Source organism: Microlunatus panaciterrae, assembly GCF_016907535.1.
GTDB classification, from domain to species: Bacteria; Actinomycetota; Actinomycetes; order Propionibacteriales; family Propionibacteriaceae; genus Microlunatus; species Microlunatus panaciterrae.
In genome coordinates this window covers 3,572,788-3,588,437 of record NZ_JAFBCF010000001.1, presented here as the reverse complement: position 1 = coordinate 3,588,437, position 15,650 = coordinate 3,572,788, and the positions used below count along the sequence as shown (strand labels likewise).

Genomic DNA, 15,650 nt, shown 5'->3' with positions numbered 1-15,650 from the left:
CGAGCGCGGCAGGGCCTGGACATGAAAGAGGTCCGTGGCCGCCTGCTCGGGGGTTCAGGTGACCACGGACTTCATAGAGGTAATCGTTGCAGCGTGCCGAAACGTTACAGGTACCTCGAGGTGACCTGTGTCACATAACGTGGTGGGCGCTTGATCATGCTGCCGATCAGTCGCCGGCCACGGGGCGGTAGCATCGATCCTCGTGACCACCCCCGACTCCGCACCCGACAGCGCCGGCCGGCTGGCCGACTCGGTCCGGCTCGCGCTGGCCTCCGAGGCGCGGGCGATCGCCGAACTTCAGCGACGGAGCTGGTCGGCCCAGCTCCCGGCGGAGCTGGTACAGGGGCTGCTGGCTGAGGTGGACCTGGTCGCCATGACCGAAGCCTGGGAACAGGCGATCCACCGACCGCCCGAGGCCCGCTTCCGCGTCCTGGTTGCGGTCGCGGATAGACGCGTGGTCGGTTTCGCCAGTACGATCCCGAGCCCCGACCCGGACGCCGACGCCCGGAACGACGGTCTCATCGACGAGTTCCTGATCGACCCGCCCGCCCAGCGCCGCGGCCACGGCTCCCGGCTGCTGAACGCCTGCGTGGACACGCTGCGCGCCGACGGCTTCTCCCGGGCCACCCGCTGGCTCAGCTCCACCGACGATGTCAGCCGCGCGTTCCTGACCGGGGCCGGCTGGGCACCAGACGGCAGTCATCGCGAGATCGGCCCCGACGACGAGTCGGTGCGGATCAAGCAGGTGCGGATGCACACCGACATCAGCGACTGAGCCACCCGGTCCGGCCGACGCTTACAGCTGGGCCACCACGACGCCCCTGGCGCCGAGCCCGCAGTCGACGCCGTCGGGCCCGGCGGTGATGCTGCTCAACCGCAGGCCGAGCGGCAGCCCATCGACAGCGATGGGCTTGAGCACGCGGGCGAGCAGCTGCTCGGTGACCGCGGCCGGCAGCTCGAGCCCGGCGACGCTGATCTCGGGGTCCACCAGGTCCACCGTCTGGGCCCGGACATCCAGCCCCAGCTTGCCGGTGACCTTCGCCGTCATCGACACCCCGAGCACCGTGGTCTGCACAGTCAGCCGGACGCGTTGGCCGTCGCCGGCGTAGCTCAGTTTTCGCCCGGAGTACGTCGACAGCGCCGCATAGCCCACCCGGGCAGAGCCCTGCACCGTGGCAGCGGTGAACGTCCGGTAGCCGTGCGTGGCGGCGACGTCGGCCATTCTGAGATCCAGCTGTTCCAGGTCGGGGCCTCCCCCGGGCGGGGAGACACCGGAGGCGACGATGTGCACTTCGCTGAAGCGTCGGCCCACCACCTGGGGCAGGAACCAGTCGCCGGCGATGTCCACCGTGGGCGGCTCGACGGTGCCGAGCGAGCGCTGCAGCTCGGCCGTGACCCGGTTCTCGGCGTACCCGTGCAGCAGGCGGTCGCCGGCCACTGTCGCAGCACAGACCAGCACCGCGACCAGCAGCAGCACCATCGCTGACCGGGCTGGGCGGCGGCGGTGCACCTCAGCCAACGCCGAGGATCTGCTCGATCCCGATGGTGAGCCCCGGCCGCTCGCCGACGGCACGGACGCCGGCGATGACGCCCGGCATGAACGAGGCACGGTCGAGCGAGTCGTGCCGGATGGTGAGCGTCTCGCCCTCGGCGCCGAACAGCACCTCCTGGTGCGCGACCAGGCCGCGCAGCCGGACGCTGTGCACCCGGACCCCCTCCACCGATGCCCCTCGGGCGCCAGCCAGCTCCTGAGTGGTGGCATCCGGCGGTGCGGACAGCGCTGCGGCGGCGCGCGCCGCCGCCACTCGCCGAGCGGTCGCCGCCGCGGTGCCCGAGGGGGCGTCCACCTTGTTGGGGTGGTGCAGCTCGATGATCTCCACGCTCTCGTAGAACGCGGCGGCCTGCGCCGCGAAGTGCATCATCAGGACCGCACCGATGGAGAAGTTGGCCGCCACCAGCACCCCCACCCCGGGATGCTCGGCCAGTTGGTCCCGCAGGACGTCCAGCCGGTCCTCGGTGAAGCCGGTGGTGCCCACGACCGCATGCTTGCCGTGCTCGATGCACCAGGACAGGTTGCGCATCACCGCATCCGGGGAGGTGAAGTCGACCACCACCTCGGCCGAGGCGGCGGCGGCCAGGTCGTCGTCGACGTCGAGGGCCGCCACCAGGCTCAGCCCCTCGGCTGCCTCGACGGCACGGCAGACCTCGGAACCCATCCTGCCCTTGGCACCGAAAACAGCGACACCCGTCATCGGGTTCTCCCTCACAGCTCGTGCCGACGCTGTGGCGCCGGTCTCGGGTCTGGAACTATCCGGGCCAGTCTTTCAGGATGGTCTGCAGCGGTCGACGCGGCACCTTCGGACCGACCAGACCGAGCACCGGCGGCTGCCCGAAGAGCTGTCCGGCCTCGCGTTGCACGTCCTCAGCGCTGACCTGGTCGAAACGGTCCAGGATGTCACCCAGCGTCCGACGGTCCCCGATCAGCTCGCTCGACCCGAGCCGGCTCATTCTGGAGGCGGCCCCTTCGAAGGCGAGGGCCGTCTGACCGCGCATCTGACCCTTGGCCCGCCTCAGCTCGGCGCCGGTCACGCCGTGCTCGGCGACGTCATTCAGGGTCGCCTTCACCAGGGACAGGATGTCGGCCAGCTTGTCGGGCGCGCACTGCCAGTCCACCGACCACAGACCGGCGTCGGAGTAGGCCGTCTCCCCTGCGTCGATGCCGTACGTGAGACCGCGCCGTTCCCGGATCTCGACGAAGAGCCGCGACGACATGCCACCCCCGACGATCAGCGACAACAACCCGAGCGGGTAGCGCCGGTCGTCGAAGATGCCCGGGCTGGCCAGGGCCAGCACCGCACTGCACTGCTCGAGGTTGCGAGACCGGGTCAGCAGCGCCGGCTCGGTGTTGATCCTGCTCGGAGCGGACCGCCGGCGACTGCCGTCCCGGCCGGTGCCGAACCCGGCCAGCAGCTCGCACAGCCGCTCATGCTCGACGTCCCCGGCGGCACTGACCACCATCGACGATGGTTGGTAGTGCCGACGCCAGTGCCGGACGATCTGCTGCCTGGACAGGGCGCGGATGGAGGCCTGCGAACCGATCACCGGCAGCCCCAGGGCCGCCTCGCCGAACAGGTGCGAGGTGACCAGCTCGGTGGCCGTCTCGCCCGGATCGTCGCTGTGCATGGAGATCTCGTCCAGGATCACCTCGCGCTCGGCGTCCACCTCGCGGCTGAGCACCAGCGAGTCGGTCAGCATGTCGGTGAGCACGTCGACGGCGAGGTCGGCGTCCTCGGCCAGCACCCGGGCGTAGAAGCAGGTGTGCTCCTTGGCCGTGTAGGCGTTGATGTCGCCGCCCACTGACTCGATCGCGGCCGAGATCTCCTCCGGGCCGCGGCGGTTGGTGCCCTTGAACAGCACATGTTCGAGGAAGTGCGAGGCGCCGTGCAGGCTGGCGACCTCGTGCCGGGAACCGACGTCGATGAAGAAGCCGATGCTGAAGGTGTGGCTGCCCGGCACCCGTTCGGTGACCACGCGCAAACCGCTCGGCAGCACCGTCCGGCGGACGTGTCCACCGAGGTGCCACCGAGCGGTTGCTCGTGACTTATGACCTGTCACAGGTTTCCTACCGACAGAACGGTTCGATCAGCTCTCGGCTGCCGCCACGTCCTCGACGACCGGCACCAGGGACAGCTTGCCGCGGTCGTCGATGTCGTTGATCTCAACCTGGATCTTCTGGCCGACGCTGACCACGTCCTCGACGTTCTCGACCCGTCCGCCACCGGCGAGCGGCCGCAGCTTGGAGATGTGCAGCAGCCCGTCCTTGCCCGGCAGCAGCGAGACGAAGGCGCCGAACGGGGTGATCTTGACGACGGTACCGAGGTAGCGCTCACCCTTCTCCGGCATCGTCGGGTTGGCGATGGCGTTGATCAAGGCGCGAGCTGCCTCGGCCTTGTCGCCACTGTCGGCTCCGACATAGATCGTGCCGTCGTCCTCGATGCTGATCTCGGCGCCAGTGTCGTCCTGGATCTGGTTGATGACCTTGCCCTTGGGCCCGATCACCTCGCCGATCTTGTCGACCGGGATCTTGATGGTGATGATGCGCGGCGCGTAGAGGCTCATCTCGTCCGGGCGGTCGATGGCCTCCGACATCACGTCGAGGAGCGTGTTGCGCGCGTCCTTGGCCTGGGTCAGCGCCCCGGCCAGCACCGAGGCGGGGATGCCGTCGAGCTTGGTGTCCAGCTGCAGCGCGGTGATGAAGTCACGGGTGCCGGCGACCTTGAAGTCCATGTCGCCGTACGCGTCCTCGGCCCCGAGGATGTCGGTCAGCGCGACATAGGAGGTCTCACCGTCGACGGTGTCGGAGATCAGGCCCATCGCGATGCCGGCGACCGGTGCCCGCAGCGGCACACCGGCGTTGAGCAGCGCCAGGGTTGAGGCGCAGACCGACCCCATCGAGGTGGAGCCGTTTGAGCCGAGCGCCTCCGACACCTGCCGGATGGCGTACGGGAACTCCTCCCGCGTCGGCAGCACCGGAACCAGCGCCCGCTCGGCGAGTGCGCCGTGGCCGATCTCGCGCCGCTTCGGGGAGCCGACCCGGCCGGTCTCACCGGTGGAGTAGGGCGGGAAGTTGTAGTTGTGCATGTAGCGCTTCGACGTCTCCGGCGCGAGGGTGTCGAGCTTCTGCTCCATGCCCAGCATGTTGAGGGTGGTGATGCCCAGGATCTGGGTCTCGCCACGCTGGAACAGCGCCGAGCCGTGCACCCGCGGCACCACGCCGACCTCGGCCGACAGGGTCCGGATGTCGGCCAGACCGCGGCCGTCGATGCGGATCTTCTCCTTCAGCACCTTCTGCCGGACCAGCTTCTTGGTCAGTGCCCGGAAGGCGCCGGTGATCTCCTTCTCCCGGCCCTCGAACTGCCCGGAGAGCTCGGCCACCAGCTTGTCCTTGAGGGTCTCGGTGGACTCCTCGCGGGTCTGCTTGTCGGCGATGCTCATCACCTGGGCCAGTTCGGCGCTCACCGACTGCTCGACGGCGGCGTACACGTCGTCGGCGTAGTCGAGGAAGACCGGGAACTCGACGGTCGGCTTGGGGAACTTGGCAGCGAGCTCGGCCTGCGCGTCGCAGAGTGCCTTGATGAACGGCTTGGCCGCCTCCAGGCCGGCAGCGACGACATCCTCGGTCGGGGCGGTCCGGCCGCTGTTGACCAGGTCCCAGGTGTGCTCGGTGGACTCGGCCTCGACCATCATGATCGCGACATCACCGTCGGTGAGCACCCGGCCGGCCACGACCATATCGAAGCTGGCGTCCTCGAGCTGACTCACGGTCGGGAAGCCGACCCATTGGTCGCCGATCAGGGCGACACGGACGCCGCCGATCGGGCCGGTGAAGGGCAGCCCTGCCAGCGTGGTGGACAGCGAGGCGGCGTTGATGGCGACGACGTCGTAGGCGACGTCCGGGTTGAGTGCCATCACCGTGACCACCACCTGGACCTCGTTCCGCAGGCCCTTGACGAAGCAGGGGCGCAACGGGCGGTCGATCAGGCGGCAGGTGAGGATGGCTCCCTCGGACGGGCGGCCCTCGCGGCGGAAGAACGAGCCGGGGATGCGGCCCGCGGCGTACATCCGCTCCTCGACGTCGACCGTCAGCGGGAAGAAGTCCATCCCCTCGCGCGGCTTGCTCTGCGCGGTGGTGGCGGACAGCAACATGGTGTCGCCGTCGATGTAGACGGTCGCCGAGCCGGCGGCCTGCCGGGCCAGCAGGCCCGACTCGAAGCGAACGGTGTGGGTGCCGAAGGATCCGTTGTCGATGACGGCTTCGGTGAACTGCAGGTCAGGTCCCTCCACGGGATCTCCTTTTCTGTGACGGATTGCCTCCGCACATCTCCGGCAGGCGGCCCTGTGGTGGTTCGACCATGGTGGCGCTGCGGCGGGAAGGGGCGGTGCGGTTCTCATCTGATCCGCACTCACCATCCGGCTGCTGGGTGGAGGCCGGTCTTCGATCGAGGTCTGCGGCGTGACCCTGCGGGCCTTCCGAAAACCACTACCGAGGACCGAGGCACTCCTGGCGCCAGCAGCGTGTGGATGCAATCTCTGGTGGTGTCCAGCCAGGTTGGCTGGACGGCTTTTCTGTCTTGCGATGTCCGTATTGAGTTGGACGTCTTGAGTTGTACCTATTGAGTTGTGGCTGGTGGGCGTTCGGCGCCCGGTGAGTCGGTGCGGAGCGGCACCGCGCGACACTGCTGTCGCGGCACCGCTCCGCGTCGGCTCAGCGGCGCAGTCCGAGGCGCTCGATCAGCGAGCGGTACCGCTCGATATCGGTCTTGGCCACGTAGTTGAGCAGCCGGCGGCGCTGGCCGACCAGCAGCATCAGGCCACGACGGCTGTGGTGGTCGTGCTTGTGTTCCTTGAGGTGCTCGGTCAGGTGAGCGATCCGCTTGGTCAGCAGCGCGACCTGGACCTCGGGAGAGCCGGTGTCGCCCTCGGTGGTCCCGTACTCTTCGATTGTCTTCTTCTTCTCAGCAGCATCCATCGAGACGTGCTCTCCTCTCGGTTTCCCGTTGCGCGGCGCTCCCCAGTGCCTGGTACGAGTCGGTGTGATTCGTGCCTGCGGCATTCCACAGGTGCGGAGGTGGGAGCTCTTGGGCTTCCGCGGCCGTTCTGACGGCAGTGTCAGGTTACCAGCGGGTCGCCTGTCGGACTAATCGGCTGCCGGCCCCGATAGTCTCGCGCTGTGATCACGGTTGCCGGCATCAGCCCCTCCCTGGACCTCACCTACCTGGTCGAGTCCCTGCGTCTCGGCGCCATCCACCGGCCGACGTCGGTGGTGCGCTGTGCCGGTGGCAAGTCACTCAACCTGGCTCGGGCGGCGACCGCAGTCGGCGCCGACGTCACCGTGGTCGCGATCCTCGGCGGACAGACCGGGACCGGGCTGGCCCGCTCGCTCGCCGCCGCCGGGATCGAGGTGGTCGCAGTCGACACTCCGGCCGAGACCAGGACCTGCGTGTCGATCGCTGCCGCCGACACCGGCGAGCTGACCGAGGTGTACGAGTACGCCCCGGAGATCCCCGTCGCGGTGTGGCAGCGGTTCGCCGCCCAGACGGGTGAGGCGTTGGCTGGCCGGACCGGCTGGCTGGCGGTCTCCGGAGGTGCGCCCAGCGGGCTGCACCCGACCGCGCTCGCCGAGCTGGTCCGGTTGGGCCGGCGGCACGGAGTCAAGGTCGCGGTCGACTCGCACAGCGCGGCACTGCCGGCCGCGGTCGACGCCGGGCCGGACCTGGTCAAGGTCAACCGCGCCGAGGCCGCCGATCTGCTCGGCCTGGCCGTCGAGACCGAACTGGTGCGGATGGCCGAGGCGATCCGGGAGCGGACCGGCGGCATGGTGGTGCTCACCGACGGTGACGGTGGGGCGGTCGGAGTCGATGACCAGGGTGCGGTGCGGGTGGGCCTGCCGCCGCTGCGCGGACGGTTCCCGGTCGGCAGCGGCGACTCGTTCCTGGGAGGCCTGCTGGCGAGCCTCGACGCCGGAGGCAGTCTCGCCGAGAGTCTGGCGCTGGCGACCGCGTGCGGCGTCGCCAACGCGCTGGTGCCGGGACCGGGGCAGTTCGACCCGGCCGCTGTCGCCGACCTCCGCGGCCAGGTGGTCGCCGTCCGGGAGTAACGCGCCGACCGGGCTGACGGGGCCGACCGTGGAGAACAGGGTTAGTGCTCCTCGAGCCCGGCCAGCAGGTGGCGGGCCTGTTCGACGTCCAGACGCATCTGACGGACCAGGGCGGGCATCCCCTCATACTTGACCTGCCCGCGGAGCCGCAGATAGAAGTCGATCGCGATCGGCACGCCGTAGAGTTCCAGGTCGTCTCGGTCGAGGACGTACGCCTCGATCCGGCGGGACTCGCCGGCGAACGTCGGGTTGCTGCCGACCGAGATGGCGGCCGGCCAGCGTTCGGCATCAGCACTGTCCTGTCGGGTGACCCAACCGGCGTAGACGCCGTCCTCGGGCACCGCCATCCCGGGCTCGACGTCGACGTTGGCGGTCGGGAAGCCCATCTCCCGGCCGCGCTGCGCGCCCTTGACGACGACGCCGGAATAGCGGAAGACATGGTCGGTCAGCTCCCTGACCCGGCCGAAGTCACCCTCGGCCACCGCGTGCCGGATCAGCGTGGACGAGCTCGGCACGGTGCCATCGGTCAGCAGCGGAAGGGCCTGAACGGTCCACTGTCCGTGGCTCAGCTCGTTCAGCGTCTGCACGGTGCCGGCCGCCCGGAAGCCGAACCTGAAGTTCTGCCCGACCACGATCCGCACCGGGTTCAGCGGCCGGATGATCTCGTCGACGAACTTCTCCGGACTCCAGTTGGCCACCTCCGGGGTGAAGTCGACCACCACCACCTCGTCGACCCCCACCGAGTGGAGCAGCTCCTTGCGCCGCGGCAATGACGTCAGCAGCAACGGGGCCCGGTCGGGTCGGATCACTGACATCGGATGCGGCCAGAAGGTGACGGCCACCAGCCGGGTGTTTGGCTCCGACCTGGCTGCCGTGTGGGCCAGCTCGACGTGGCCACGGTGGACCCCGTCGAAGTTGCCGATGATGACGACGGATGGCGCCGCTGGAGCCTCACTGGTCATCGGCTGCCTCTTCCTCGTCTCCGTCAGGACGGTCCCGATCGGTGTGCGCGCGTCTGCGATGGTGCCCCGACGATCTTAGCCATCCTGCACTGTGGGCAGTGGGGCTGCATCCGAAGCGGGCTCCGGATCAGACGAACACGCTGACCGGCTCGGCGCTCGGCCCGACCTGCCGGTAGAGGGCCAGGAACTCCCCTGTCCCGGTCATCACGGCGCTGGTCTCGGCCGGCAGCGTCACCTCGGGCAACCGGCGGCCGTGCCTGACCCAGGAGGCCTGTTCTTCGTCGCAGGTCCAGGTCGGGAAGCACCGCCGGGCCACGTCGTCGATGTCGATCAGGTCCAGCTCGACGGCCGCCTGGTCCAGCGTGCTGGCCTGGTCGAGGCCGAAGGGTCCGACCCGGGTGCGGCGGAGTGCGGTGAGGTGGCCGCCGACTCCGAGAGCTGCCCCGAGGTCGCGGGCCAGGGCCCGGATGTAGGTGCCCGACGAGCACTCGACCAGCACCTCGAGGTCGAGCACGTCGACCATCTCGCCGGGCGTGACCGGCTGACCGGAGCGGCGGACGTCGACCAGGTCGTAGCGGCTGACCCGGACCGACCGGGCCGCCAGTTCCACCTGCTCGCCGGCCCGCACTCTGGCGTAGGAGCGGACTCCGTTGACCTTGATCGCTGACACGGCGGTGGGCACCTGCTGGATGTCGCCGCGGAACTGCGGCAGCAGAGCGGCCACGTCGGACTCGGTGACAGCCGAGGCGCCGAGCGCAGTGGTGACCTCGCCCTCGGCGTCGTCGGTGAGAGTGCCGACCCCCAGCCGGATGGTGGCCCGATACTCCTTCTCGGTCAGCATCAGGTGCCCGAGCAGACGGGTGGCCCGGTTGAGACCCACCAGCAGCACGCCGGTGGCCATCGGGTCGAGGGTGCCGGCATGGCCGACCTTGCGGGTGCCGGCCAGCCGACGTACCCGCCCGACGACCTGATGCGAGGTCCAGCCGGACGGCTTGTCGACCACCAGCAGGCCGGAGCCCGTCACCCGGTCAGTCAGCGGAGTCCTCGTCCGCCTCGCGCGGCTTGCGATAGGGGTCCTCCTCACCGGCGAAGGCAGCCTTGGCCGCCTGCTCGGCGACGGCCGCGTCACCGGACTTGGCGACGGCCAGCAGATCCTCGATCTGGCGGGCCGTCTTGGGCACCGCGTCCGGGATGAACGCCAGCGTCGGCGCGAACTTGAGCCCCAGCTGCTTGCCGACCTGGGACCGGATCAGGCCGGTCGCCGACGCCAGAGCCACCGCCGTCAACGCCTGCTCCTCGTCATCGCCGTAGACGGTGTAGAAGACCGTGGCCTCCCGGGTGTCGCCGGTCAGCGACACATCGGTCACCGTGATGAAACCGAGCCGGGGATCCTTGATCCGCCGCTCCAGCATCTCGGCCACGATCACCTTGATCTGGTCGGCCAGCTTCAACACCCGTGGCGATGCCATGACGTTCCCTTTCGTTGCACTGTCAGCCCGCCCCTCCCAGACCTGGGCGGGCGGGAAATTCGGCTACCGGGCTCGGCGTTGCAGCGCGGAGGCGGGGTTACCGCTGAGGCCGCCCCGCGTCCGCGCTGCTGGGCGAGGTTCGGTAGCCGACAGCCTCGCCCAGCAGCCCGGTCTGCCTACGACCGCGCCTTCTCCCTCATCTCGTACGTCTCGACGATGTCGCCGACCTTCACGTCGGAGTAGTTCGAGAGGGTCAGACCACACTCGAAACCTTCCCTGACCTCGGTCGCGTCATCCTTCATCCGACGCAGCGAGTTGATCGAGGATTCGGTCACCACCACGCCGTCACGCAGCAACCGCGCCTTGGCGTTGCGCCGCATCAGGCCGCTGGTGACCATACAACCGGCGATGGTGCCGGCCTTGGACGAGCGGAACACGTCGCGGATCTCGGCGGTGCCCAGCTGGACCTCCTCGTAGATCGGCTTGAGCATGCCCTTGAGCGCCGCCTCGATCTCGTCGATGGCCTGGTAGATGACCGAGTAGTAGCGGATGTCGACGTTCTCTCGATCCGCCATCTCGGTCGCCTTGCCCTGCGGCCGGACGTTGAAGCCGATGATCACCGCGCCCGACGCTGCCGCCAGGCTGACGTTGGTCTCGGTGATGGCACCGACACCGCGGTCGATGACCCGCAGCGACACCTCGTCGCCGACATCGATCTTCGACAGGGCGTCCTCGAGTGCTTCGACCGAGCCCGACCCGTCGCCCTTGAGGATGAGCAGCAGCTCCTGCGTCTCGCCCTTCTCCAGCTGCTCGAACAGCTGGTCGAGGGTCTTGCGCCGGGTGCCGGCAGCCTGGGCTGCCATCCGCAACCGGGCCGCACGACGTTCGGCGATCTGACGCGCCATCCGGTCGTCCTCGACCACGATGAAGCTGTCGCCGGCGCCCGGAACCGCGGTCAGACCGAGGACCTGGACCGGCATCGACGGCGGAGCTTCGTCCACCGTCTCGCCGAGGTCGTTGAGCAGCGCCCGGACCCGGCCGTACGCCGGACCGGCGACGATCGAGTCACCGACGTGCAGCGTGCCGCGCTGGACCAGGACGGTCGCAACCGGACCGCGGCCCTTGTCCAGGTGCGCCTCGATGGCGACACCCTGGGCGTCCATGTCCGGGTTGGCCCGCAGGTCGAGGGCGGCGTCAGCTGTCAGCACGATGGCCTCCAGCAGCTCGTCCAGACCCTGGCCGGTGGTGGCGGAGACGTCGACGAACATCGTGTCGCCGCCGTACTCCTCCGGTACCAGGCCGTACTCGGTGAGCTGGCCGCGGACCTTGGTCGGGTCGGCGTCCGGCTTGTCCACCTTGTTGACGGCCACCACGACCGGCACATCCGCAGCGATGGCGTGGTTGAGCGCCTCGATGGTCTGCGGCATCACACCGTCGTCGGCGGCCACCACCAGTACGGCGATGTCGGTCGACTTGGCACCGCGAGCACGCATGGCCGTGAAGGCCTCGTGACCCGGGGTGTCGATGAAGGTGATTTTGCGCTCGGTGCCGTCGACCTCGGTCGCCACCTGGTAGGCGCCGATGTGCTGGGTGATGCCACCCGCCTCGCCGCCGGCCACGTTGGACTTGCGGAGCGCGTCCAGCAGCTTCGTTTTGCCGTGGTCGACGTGACCCATCACGGTCACCGCCGGCGGCCTCGGCGCCAGCTCGGCCTCGCCACCCTCGTCCTCACCGAACTCGATGTCGAAGCTCTCCAACAGCTCGCGGTCCTCGTCCTCGGGCGAGACGACCTCGATGTCGTAGTTGAGCTCGTTGCCGATCACCTGCAGGGTGGCGTCGCTGACCGACTGGGTCGCAGTGACCATCTCACCGAGGTGGAAGAGCACCTGCACCAGCGATGCGGCGTCGACGCCGATCTTCTCGGCCAGGTCGGTCAGCGAAGCACCACGGGCCAGCCGGATCTTCTGCCCGTCGCCCTGCTTGACGCGCACGCCACCAATCGACGGCGCCTCCATCTGGTCGAACTCTTGACGACGCTGCTTCTTGGACTTGCGGCCACGACGCGACGGTCCACCGGGACGACCGAAGGCGCCCTGGGTTCCACCGCGACCGCCGCGACCACCGCGGCCGCTCGGAGGAGGCCCACCCGGACCGCCGCCGGGACCACCGGGTCCACCGCGGCCCGGAGCACCACCGCGGCCACGACCGCCGGCGGGCGCTCCCCGACCACGGGTACCGGGGCCGGTGGCCCCGCCCAGCTGGCCGGAGCTCTGCTTGGGCATCATGGCCGGGTTCGGCCGGGGCATTCCGGGTACGCCACCGGGACGGCCAGGGCCACCCGGGGTGCGGGCTGCCGGCGGACGAGGTCCGCCGGGACGCGCAGCGTCCTGTCCGGGACGCGGGCCGCGGGGCTGCGTCCCCATCCCCTGAGACGGGGCGAACGGGTTGTTGCCCGGCCTTGGGGCGCCGCCACGACGCGGCGGGGCCGGGGTTGCGCCCGGCAGGCCACCGGTCGAGCCGGGACGAGGCCGTGGCCCTGAGGGCTGGCCGCCGCCGGGCCGCTCCTGGCGTGGCTCGCGCTGCTCGCGGGTCTCGGGGGCCCTGGACGCCGGACGTCCGGGCACCTTGGGTACCGGACCGGGGCGTGCACCGGGCCGTGCCGTCGGACCCGGCCGGACGCCAGGCGCCCTGGGTGCTGACGACTCGGTCGGACGCGCTTCGGCCGCCGGTGCCTCGAAGGCCGGTGCCTCGGCAGCCGGCGGCTGGACGGCCGGAGCCTGGGCCGCAGGGGCCTCGACCGCCGGAGCCTCAGCCGCGGGTGCCGGTGCGGCCTGCTCGACCCGGGGTGCGACCTGCTCGGCCCGCTCCGCCGGAGCGGTGGGACGCGGCCGGGGCGCCTCCACCTTGACCTCGGCGACCCGTGCCTGGGCCGGCGCGCTGGGCGCAGGCCTGTTGGCCGGGGCCTTCTTGGCGACCGGCTTCTGTTGGTTGTTGAGTTTCTCCTGCAACCGTCGAACGACGGGGGCTTCAATGGTCGACGACGCCGACCGAACGAACTCTCCCATGTCACTCAGCGTGCTGAGGACGACCTTGCTTTCGACTCCGAGCTCTTTCGCCAGCTCGTAGACACGGACCTTTGCCACTGCTCTCCCTTGAGGTCCGGGCCTTCTCGAGCCTGGACCAGTTAGTTGTCTTGCATGCTCATTGAGGTGTACTCATCGAGTGGTCATGAGCGTTAAGCCCACCTTCTGGTTTCCTGACCTGCCCACGTTGGACAGGCGTACGCGCATCTCCCCGGAGCGGTTCGATGTCAGTAGAGAACTCTATGCCCACCACCGGCGATTCGCCTAAGCGCCCACCCCGATCAAGCCGAGGTGTCGGCACCGACCGCCGGTTCGAGCAGCTGGGCGACCTGGTCTGAGTTGACCCCGGTGACCCGCAGTGCCCGGCCCACCGCTCGGCGACGGATCGCCAGCTCGAGGCATTCCGGTCGGCGGTGCAGGTACGCACCGCGTCCCGGGGCCACCTGGTTCCGGTCCAGCGCCACCTTCGACGCAGCCCAGACCAAGCGGACGAGATGGGATTTCTGCTCTCGCTCCCGACAGCCGACGCAGGTGCGCACCGGCAGGTGGTGGCGATTCACGACTCCAGTTTAGCGTGCTGACCCAGCGGTCGCACCTGCCTCTGCCGCAGGGTACGGAACCGCCGCCCGCCCCTGCCCTGGCCCTTCCCACGGGTCCCTGCCCCGCCCTCGCCCCGGCCACGCCCCGTCCTTGCCACCCCCCGACTGCGAAAACTCATCAGAACGCGAGTTTTCCGGGCCCCAAGGCCGGATCCCGCCCGAAAACTCATCAGAACGCGACTTCTCCCAGTCCCACGGCCGAATCCCGCTCCAAAACTCATCAGAACGCGAGTTCCCCTGGCCCCACGACCGAATCCCGCCCCAAACTCATCAGAACGCGAGTTCCCCTGGCCCCACGACCGAATCCCGCCCCAAAACTCATCAGAACGCGACTTCTCCCAGCCCCACGACCGGATCCCGCCCGAAACTCATCAGAACGCGACTTCTCGAGTACCGCTATTGACTGAAGTGCCGGGTCCACTCAGAGCTGAGCCTTCGCGGCACCCCGACCGCTCCCCGCTCGACCAGGGCCTTCTGGATCCTCTTCAATGTCGCGTCCGGCTCGGAGTAGATGCCCTGAGATGTGACCACGATGATGCGCCAGCCCATCTCATCGAGCTCTTCGCGTCGTCCGATGTCGCGGAGCCACTGCCGATCACTGTCCGCGTGCTGTCGTCCGTCGTATTCGATGATCAGCTTCAGCTCCGGGTACGCCAGGTCGAACCTCAGTCGCCAGCCGCCCTCGTCGTTCCGGATGATCCAGTTGATTCTGGGCTCCGGCAGACCGGCAAAGACAACCAGCAGGCGGAGTCTCGTCTCCATCGGTGAGTCAACACCAGGGCGTACGAGACGTGCCGCCCGACGGGCCAGCCTGGCCCCCCGACCACGCCATTGCTTCGCTGCGCTCACGAAGTCCTCTGGGCCCACGTTCGCAGACTTCACCAGGGAGTCGCCGGCGATGACCAGGTCGACCAGGCTGGCTCCCATCGTCGCCAGCTCCAGAAACGCCTGCGTCGGCGAGGCCACCGGCATCCCCCCGAGAGCGACGATCGCCGCACCGGGCAGAGCGAGATGGGACTTGATCCCCTGCCGTACGGAGCGGACGCTGCCCGAGACCACGCTGATGTGGGTCTGAGAACTGTCGGGCGAGACACCGCCCCAGAGCTCAACGGCCGTGCAGTGGCTGATGTGGGACCCGGACGGCATGACGCGCAGAGCCGCTCGGGCTCGGGTTCTCACGTCAACGGGTGTCGAGAAGTTGACATAGATGCCCTGGAAGATCCGTCGGAAACGCTCACCCCGGAGATCGACATCGGTCAGCCCGGCAGCGAGCGCCTCATAGCGGAAGAACGGTGACCGGGTGTCGAACGGCGGGACCTGACGTGGAACGCGGCGCATGTACCCAGGCTCCGGCCATGGGAACGGCTCGCAGGCCCACTGAACGAGATTTGTGGATAACTCGGACCTGCGATTGGCGCCGGGGAATCTCGCGTCGTGATGAGTTCTCGGGCCAGAGCCGCCAAAGCAGGCGTCCCAGAAGTCGCGTTCTGCCGAGTTCTCGAAGCACACCCGCCCAGATCGCGCGCCAGAACTCGCGTTCTGATGAGTTCTCGACCCCAAACGGCCAGACCCGAGCCTAGAACTTGCGTTCTGATGAGTTCTCGACCCCGAAACGGCCAGATCGCGCCCTAGAACTCGCGTTCTGATGAGTTCTCGACCCCAAATGGCCAGATCCGAGCCTAGAACTCGCGTTCTGATGAGTTTTCGAACAGGTGGCGTCACCAGGGCAGAGGCCCAGGGGCGGAAGGGCTAGGGGCGGAAGGGCTAGGGACGGACCGGTTCAGACGGAAAGGAGCGGAGGACGGACAAAGGGCGGGAGGGATAGGGCCGAACCGGATCGAGCGGGCGAGGGCGACCGGCTGGGGAGGAAAGGACGCGCG

The 15,650-nt window shown here is 69.1% G+C and carries 13 protein-coding genes; 2 read left to right on the top strand and 11 right to left on the bottom strand.

Annotated elements, in window-relative coordinates:
• Nucleotides 1-202: 202 nt before the first annotated feature.
• On the top strand, nucleotides 203-775 hold the full coding sequence (locus tag JOE57_RS16350; RefSeq protein ID WP_338041350.1) for a GNAT family N-acetyltransferase: 573 nt from the start codon (nucleotides 203-205) through the stop codon (nucleotides 773-775).
• Nucleotides 776-796: 21 nt separating this feature from the next.
• On the opposite strand, the gene JOE57_RS16345 is transcribed toward JOE57_RS16350, so the two are convergent.
• The 5 genes from JOE57_RS16345 to rpsO form a co-directional block, all read right to left on the bottom strand.
• Nucleotides 797-1,510, bottom strand: a complete 714-nt coding sequence (locus JOE57_RS16345) for an LmeA family phospholipid-binding protein (RefSeq protein WP_338041410.1) — start codon at nucleotides 1,508-1,510, stop codon at nucleotides 797-799.
• Between the two features lies 1 nt (nucleotide 1,511).
• Nucleotides 1,512-2,252: a 4-hydroxy-tetrahydrodipicolinate reductase gene (gene dapB, locus JOE57_RS16340; protein ID WP_204919634.1), complete on the bottom strand. Its 741-nt coding sequence runs from the start codon at nucleotides 2,250-2,252 to the stop codon at nucleotides 1,512-1,514.
• Between the two features lie 55 nt (nucleotides 2,253-2,307).
• Nucleotides 2,308-3,531, bottom strand: coding sequence for an insulinase family protein (locus JOE57_RS16335; RefSeq protein ID WP_204919633.1), 1,224 nt, complete (start codon nucleotides 3,529-3,531; stop codon nucleotides 2,308-2,310).
• A gap of 111 nt (nucleotides 3,532-3,642) precedes the next feature.
• Nucleotides 3,643-5,844 carry a polyribonucleotide nucleotidyltransferase gene (locus JOE57_RS16330; RefSeq protein ID WP_204919631.1) on the bottom strand — a complete coding sequence of 734 codons (2,202 nt, stop codon included), beginning with the start codon at nucleotides 5,842-5,844 and terminating at the stop codon, nucleotides 3,643-3,645.
• Between the two features lie 421 nt (nucleotides 5,845-6,265).
• Complete coding sequence (gene rpsO, locus JOE57_RS16325) at nucleotides 6,266-6,529, bottom strand: 30S ribosomal protein S15 (protein WP_204919629.1); 264 nt, start codon at nucleotides 6,527-6,529, stop codon at nucleotides 6,266-6,268.
• Between the two features lie 201 nt (nucleotides 6,530-6,730).
• Here rpsO and JOE57_RS16320 point away from each other — a divergent pair, with 201 nt between their 5' ends.
• Nucleotides 6,731-7,657: a PfkB family carbohydrate kinase gene (locus tag JOE57_RS16320; RefSeq protein WP_204919622.1), complete on the top strand. Its 927-nt coding sequence runs from the start codon at nucleotides 6,731-6,733 to the stop codon at nucleotides 7,655-7,657.
• Between the two features lie 41 nt (nucleotides 7,658-7,698).
• On the opposite strand, the gene JOE57_RS16315 is transcribed toward JOE57_RS16320, so the two are convergent.
• From JOE57_RS16315 to JOE57_RS16290, 6 genes are all read right to left on the bottom strand, one after another.
• Nucleotides 7,699-8,619, bottom strand: coding sequence for a bifunctional riboflavin kinase/FAD synthetase (locus JOE57_RS16315; protein WP_204919620.1), 921 nt, complete (start codon nucleotides 8,617-8,619; stop codon nucleotides 7,699-7,701).
• Between the two features lie 127 nt (nucleotides 8,620-8,746).
• Nucleotides 8,747-9,643 (bottom strand): tRNA pseudouridine(55) synthase TruB, encoded by an 897-nt coding sequence (truB, locus tag JOE57_RS16310; RefSeq protein ID WP_204919619.1) that lies wholly within the window; start codon nucleotides 9,641-9,643, stop codon nucleotides 8,747-8,749.
• Between the two features lie 4 nt (nucleotides 9,644-9,647).
• Nucleotides 9,648-10,088 carry a 30S ribosome-binding factor RbfA gene (gene rbfA / locus JOE57_RS16305; protein ID WP_204919618.1) on the bottom strand — a complete coding sequence of 147 codons (441 nt, stop codon included), beginning with the start codon at nucleotides 10,086-10,088 and terminating at the stop codon, nucleotides 9,648-9,650.
• Nucleotides 10,089-10,264: 176 nt separating this feature from the next.
• Nucleotides 10,265-13,231, bottom strand: coding sequence for a translation initiation factor IF-2 (gene infB / locus JOE57_RS16300; protein ID WP_204919617.1), 2,967 nt, complete (start codon nucleotides 13,229-13,231; stop codon nucleotides 10,265-10,267).
• A 221-nt stretch (nucleotides 13,232-13,452) separates the two neighbouring features.
• Nucleotides 13,453-13,731 carry a DUF448 domain-containing protein gene (locus JOE57_RS16295; protein ID WP_204919616.1) on the bottom strand — a complete coding sequence of 93 codons (279 nt, stop codon included), beginning with the start codon at nucleotides 13,729-13,731 and terminating at the stop codon, nucleotides 13,453-13,455.
• A gap of 435 nt (nucleotides 13,732-14,166) precedes the next feature.
• Nucleotides 14,167-15,108 (bottom strand): endonuclease domain-containing protein, encoded by a 942-nt coding sequence (locus JOE57_RS16290; RefSeq protein WP_204919615.1) that lies wholly within the window; start codon nucleotides 15,106-15,108, stop codon nucleotides 14,167-14,169.
• Nucleotides 15,109-15,650: the final 542 nt, after the last annotated feature.

What these genes read in the sequence shown, in the direction of transcription:
- JOE57_RS16315 (WP_204919620.1), bottom strand. Translation starts at nt 8,619, where the DNA reads ATGACCAGTGAGGCTCCAGCGGCGCCATCCGTCGTCATCATCGGCAAC.
- dapB (WP_204919634.1), bottom strand. Translation starts at nt 2,252, where the DNA reads ATGACGGGTGTCGCTGTTTTCGGTGCCAAGGGCAGGATGGGTTCCGAG.
- JOE57_RS16290 (WP_204919615.1), bottom strand. Translation starts at nt 15,108, where the DNA reads ATGCGCCGCGTTCCACGTCAGGTCCCGCCGTTCGACACCCGGTCACCG.
- rbfA (WP_204919618.1), bottom strand. Translation starts at nt 10,088, where the DNA reads ATGGCATCGCCACGGGTGTTGAAGCTGGCCGACCAGATCAAGGTGATC.
- rpsO (WP_204919629.1), bottom strand. Translation starts at nt 6,529, where the DNA reads ATGGATGCTGCTGAGAAGAAGAAGACAATCGAAGAGTACGGGACCACC.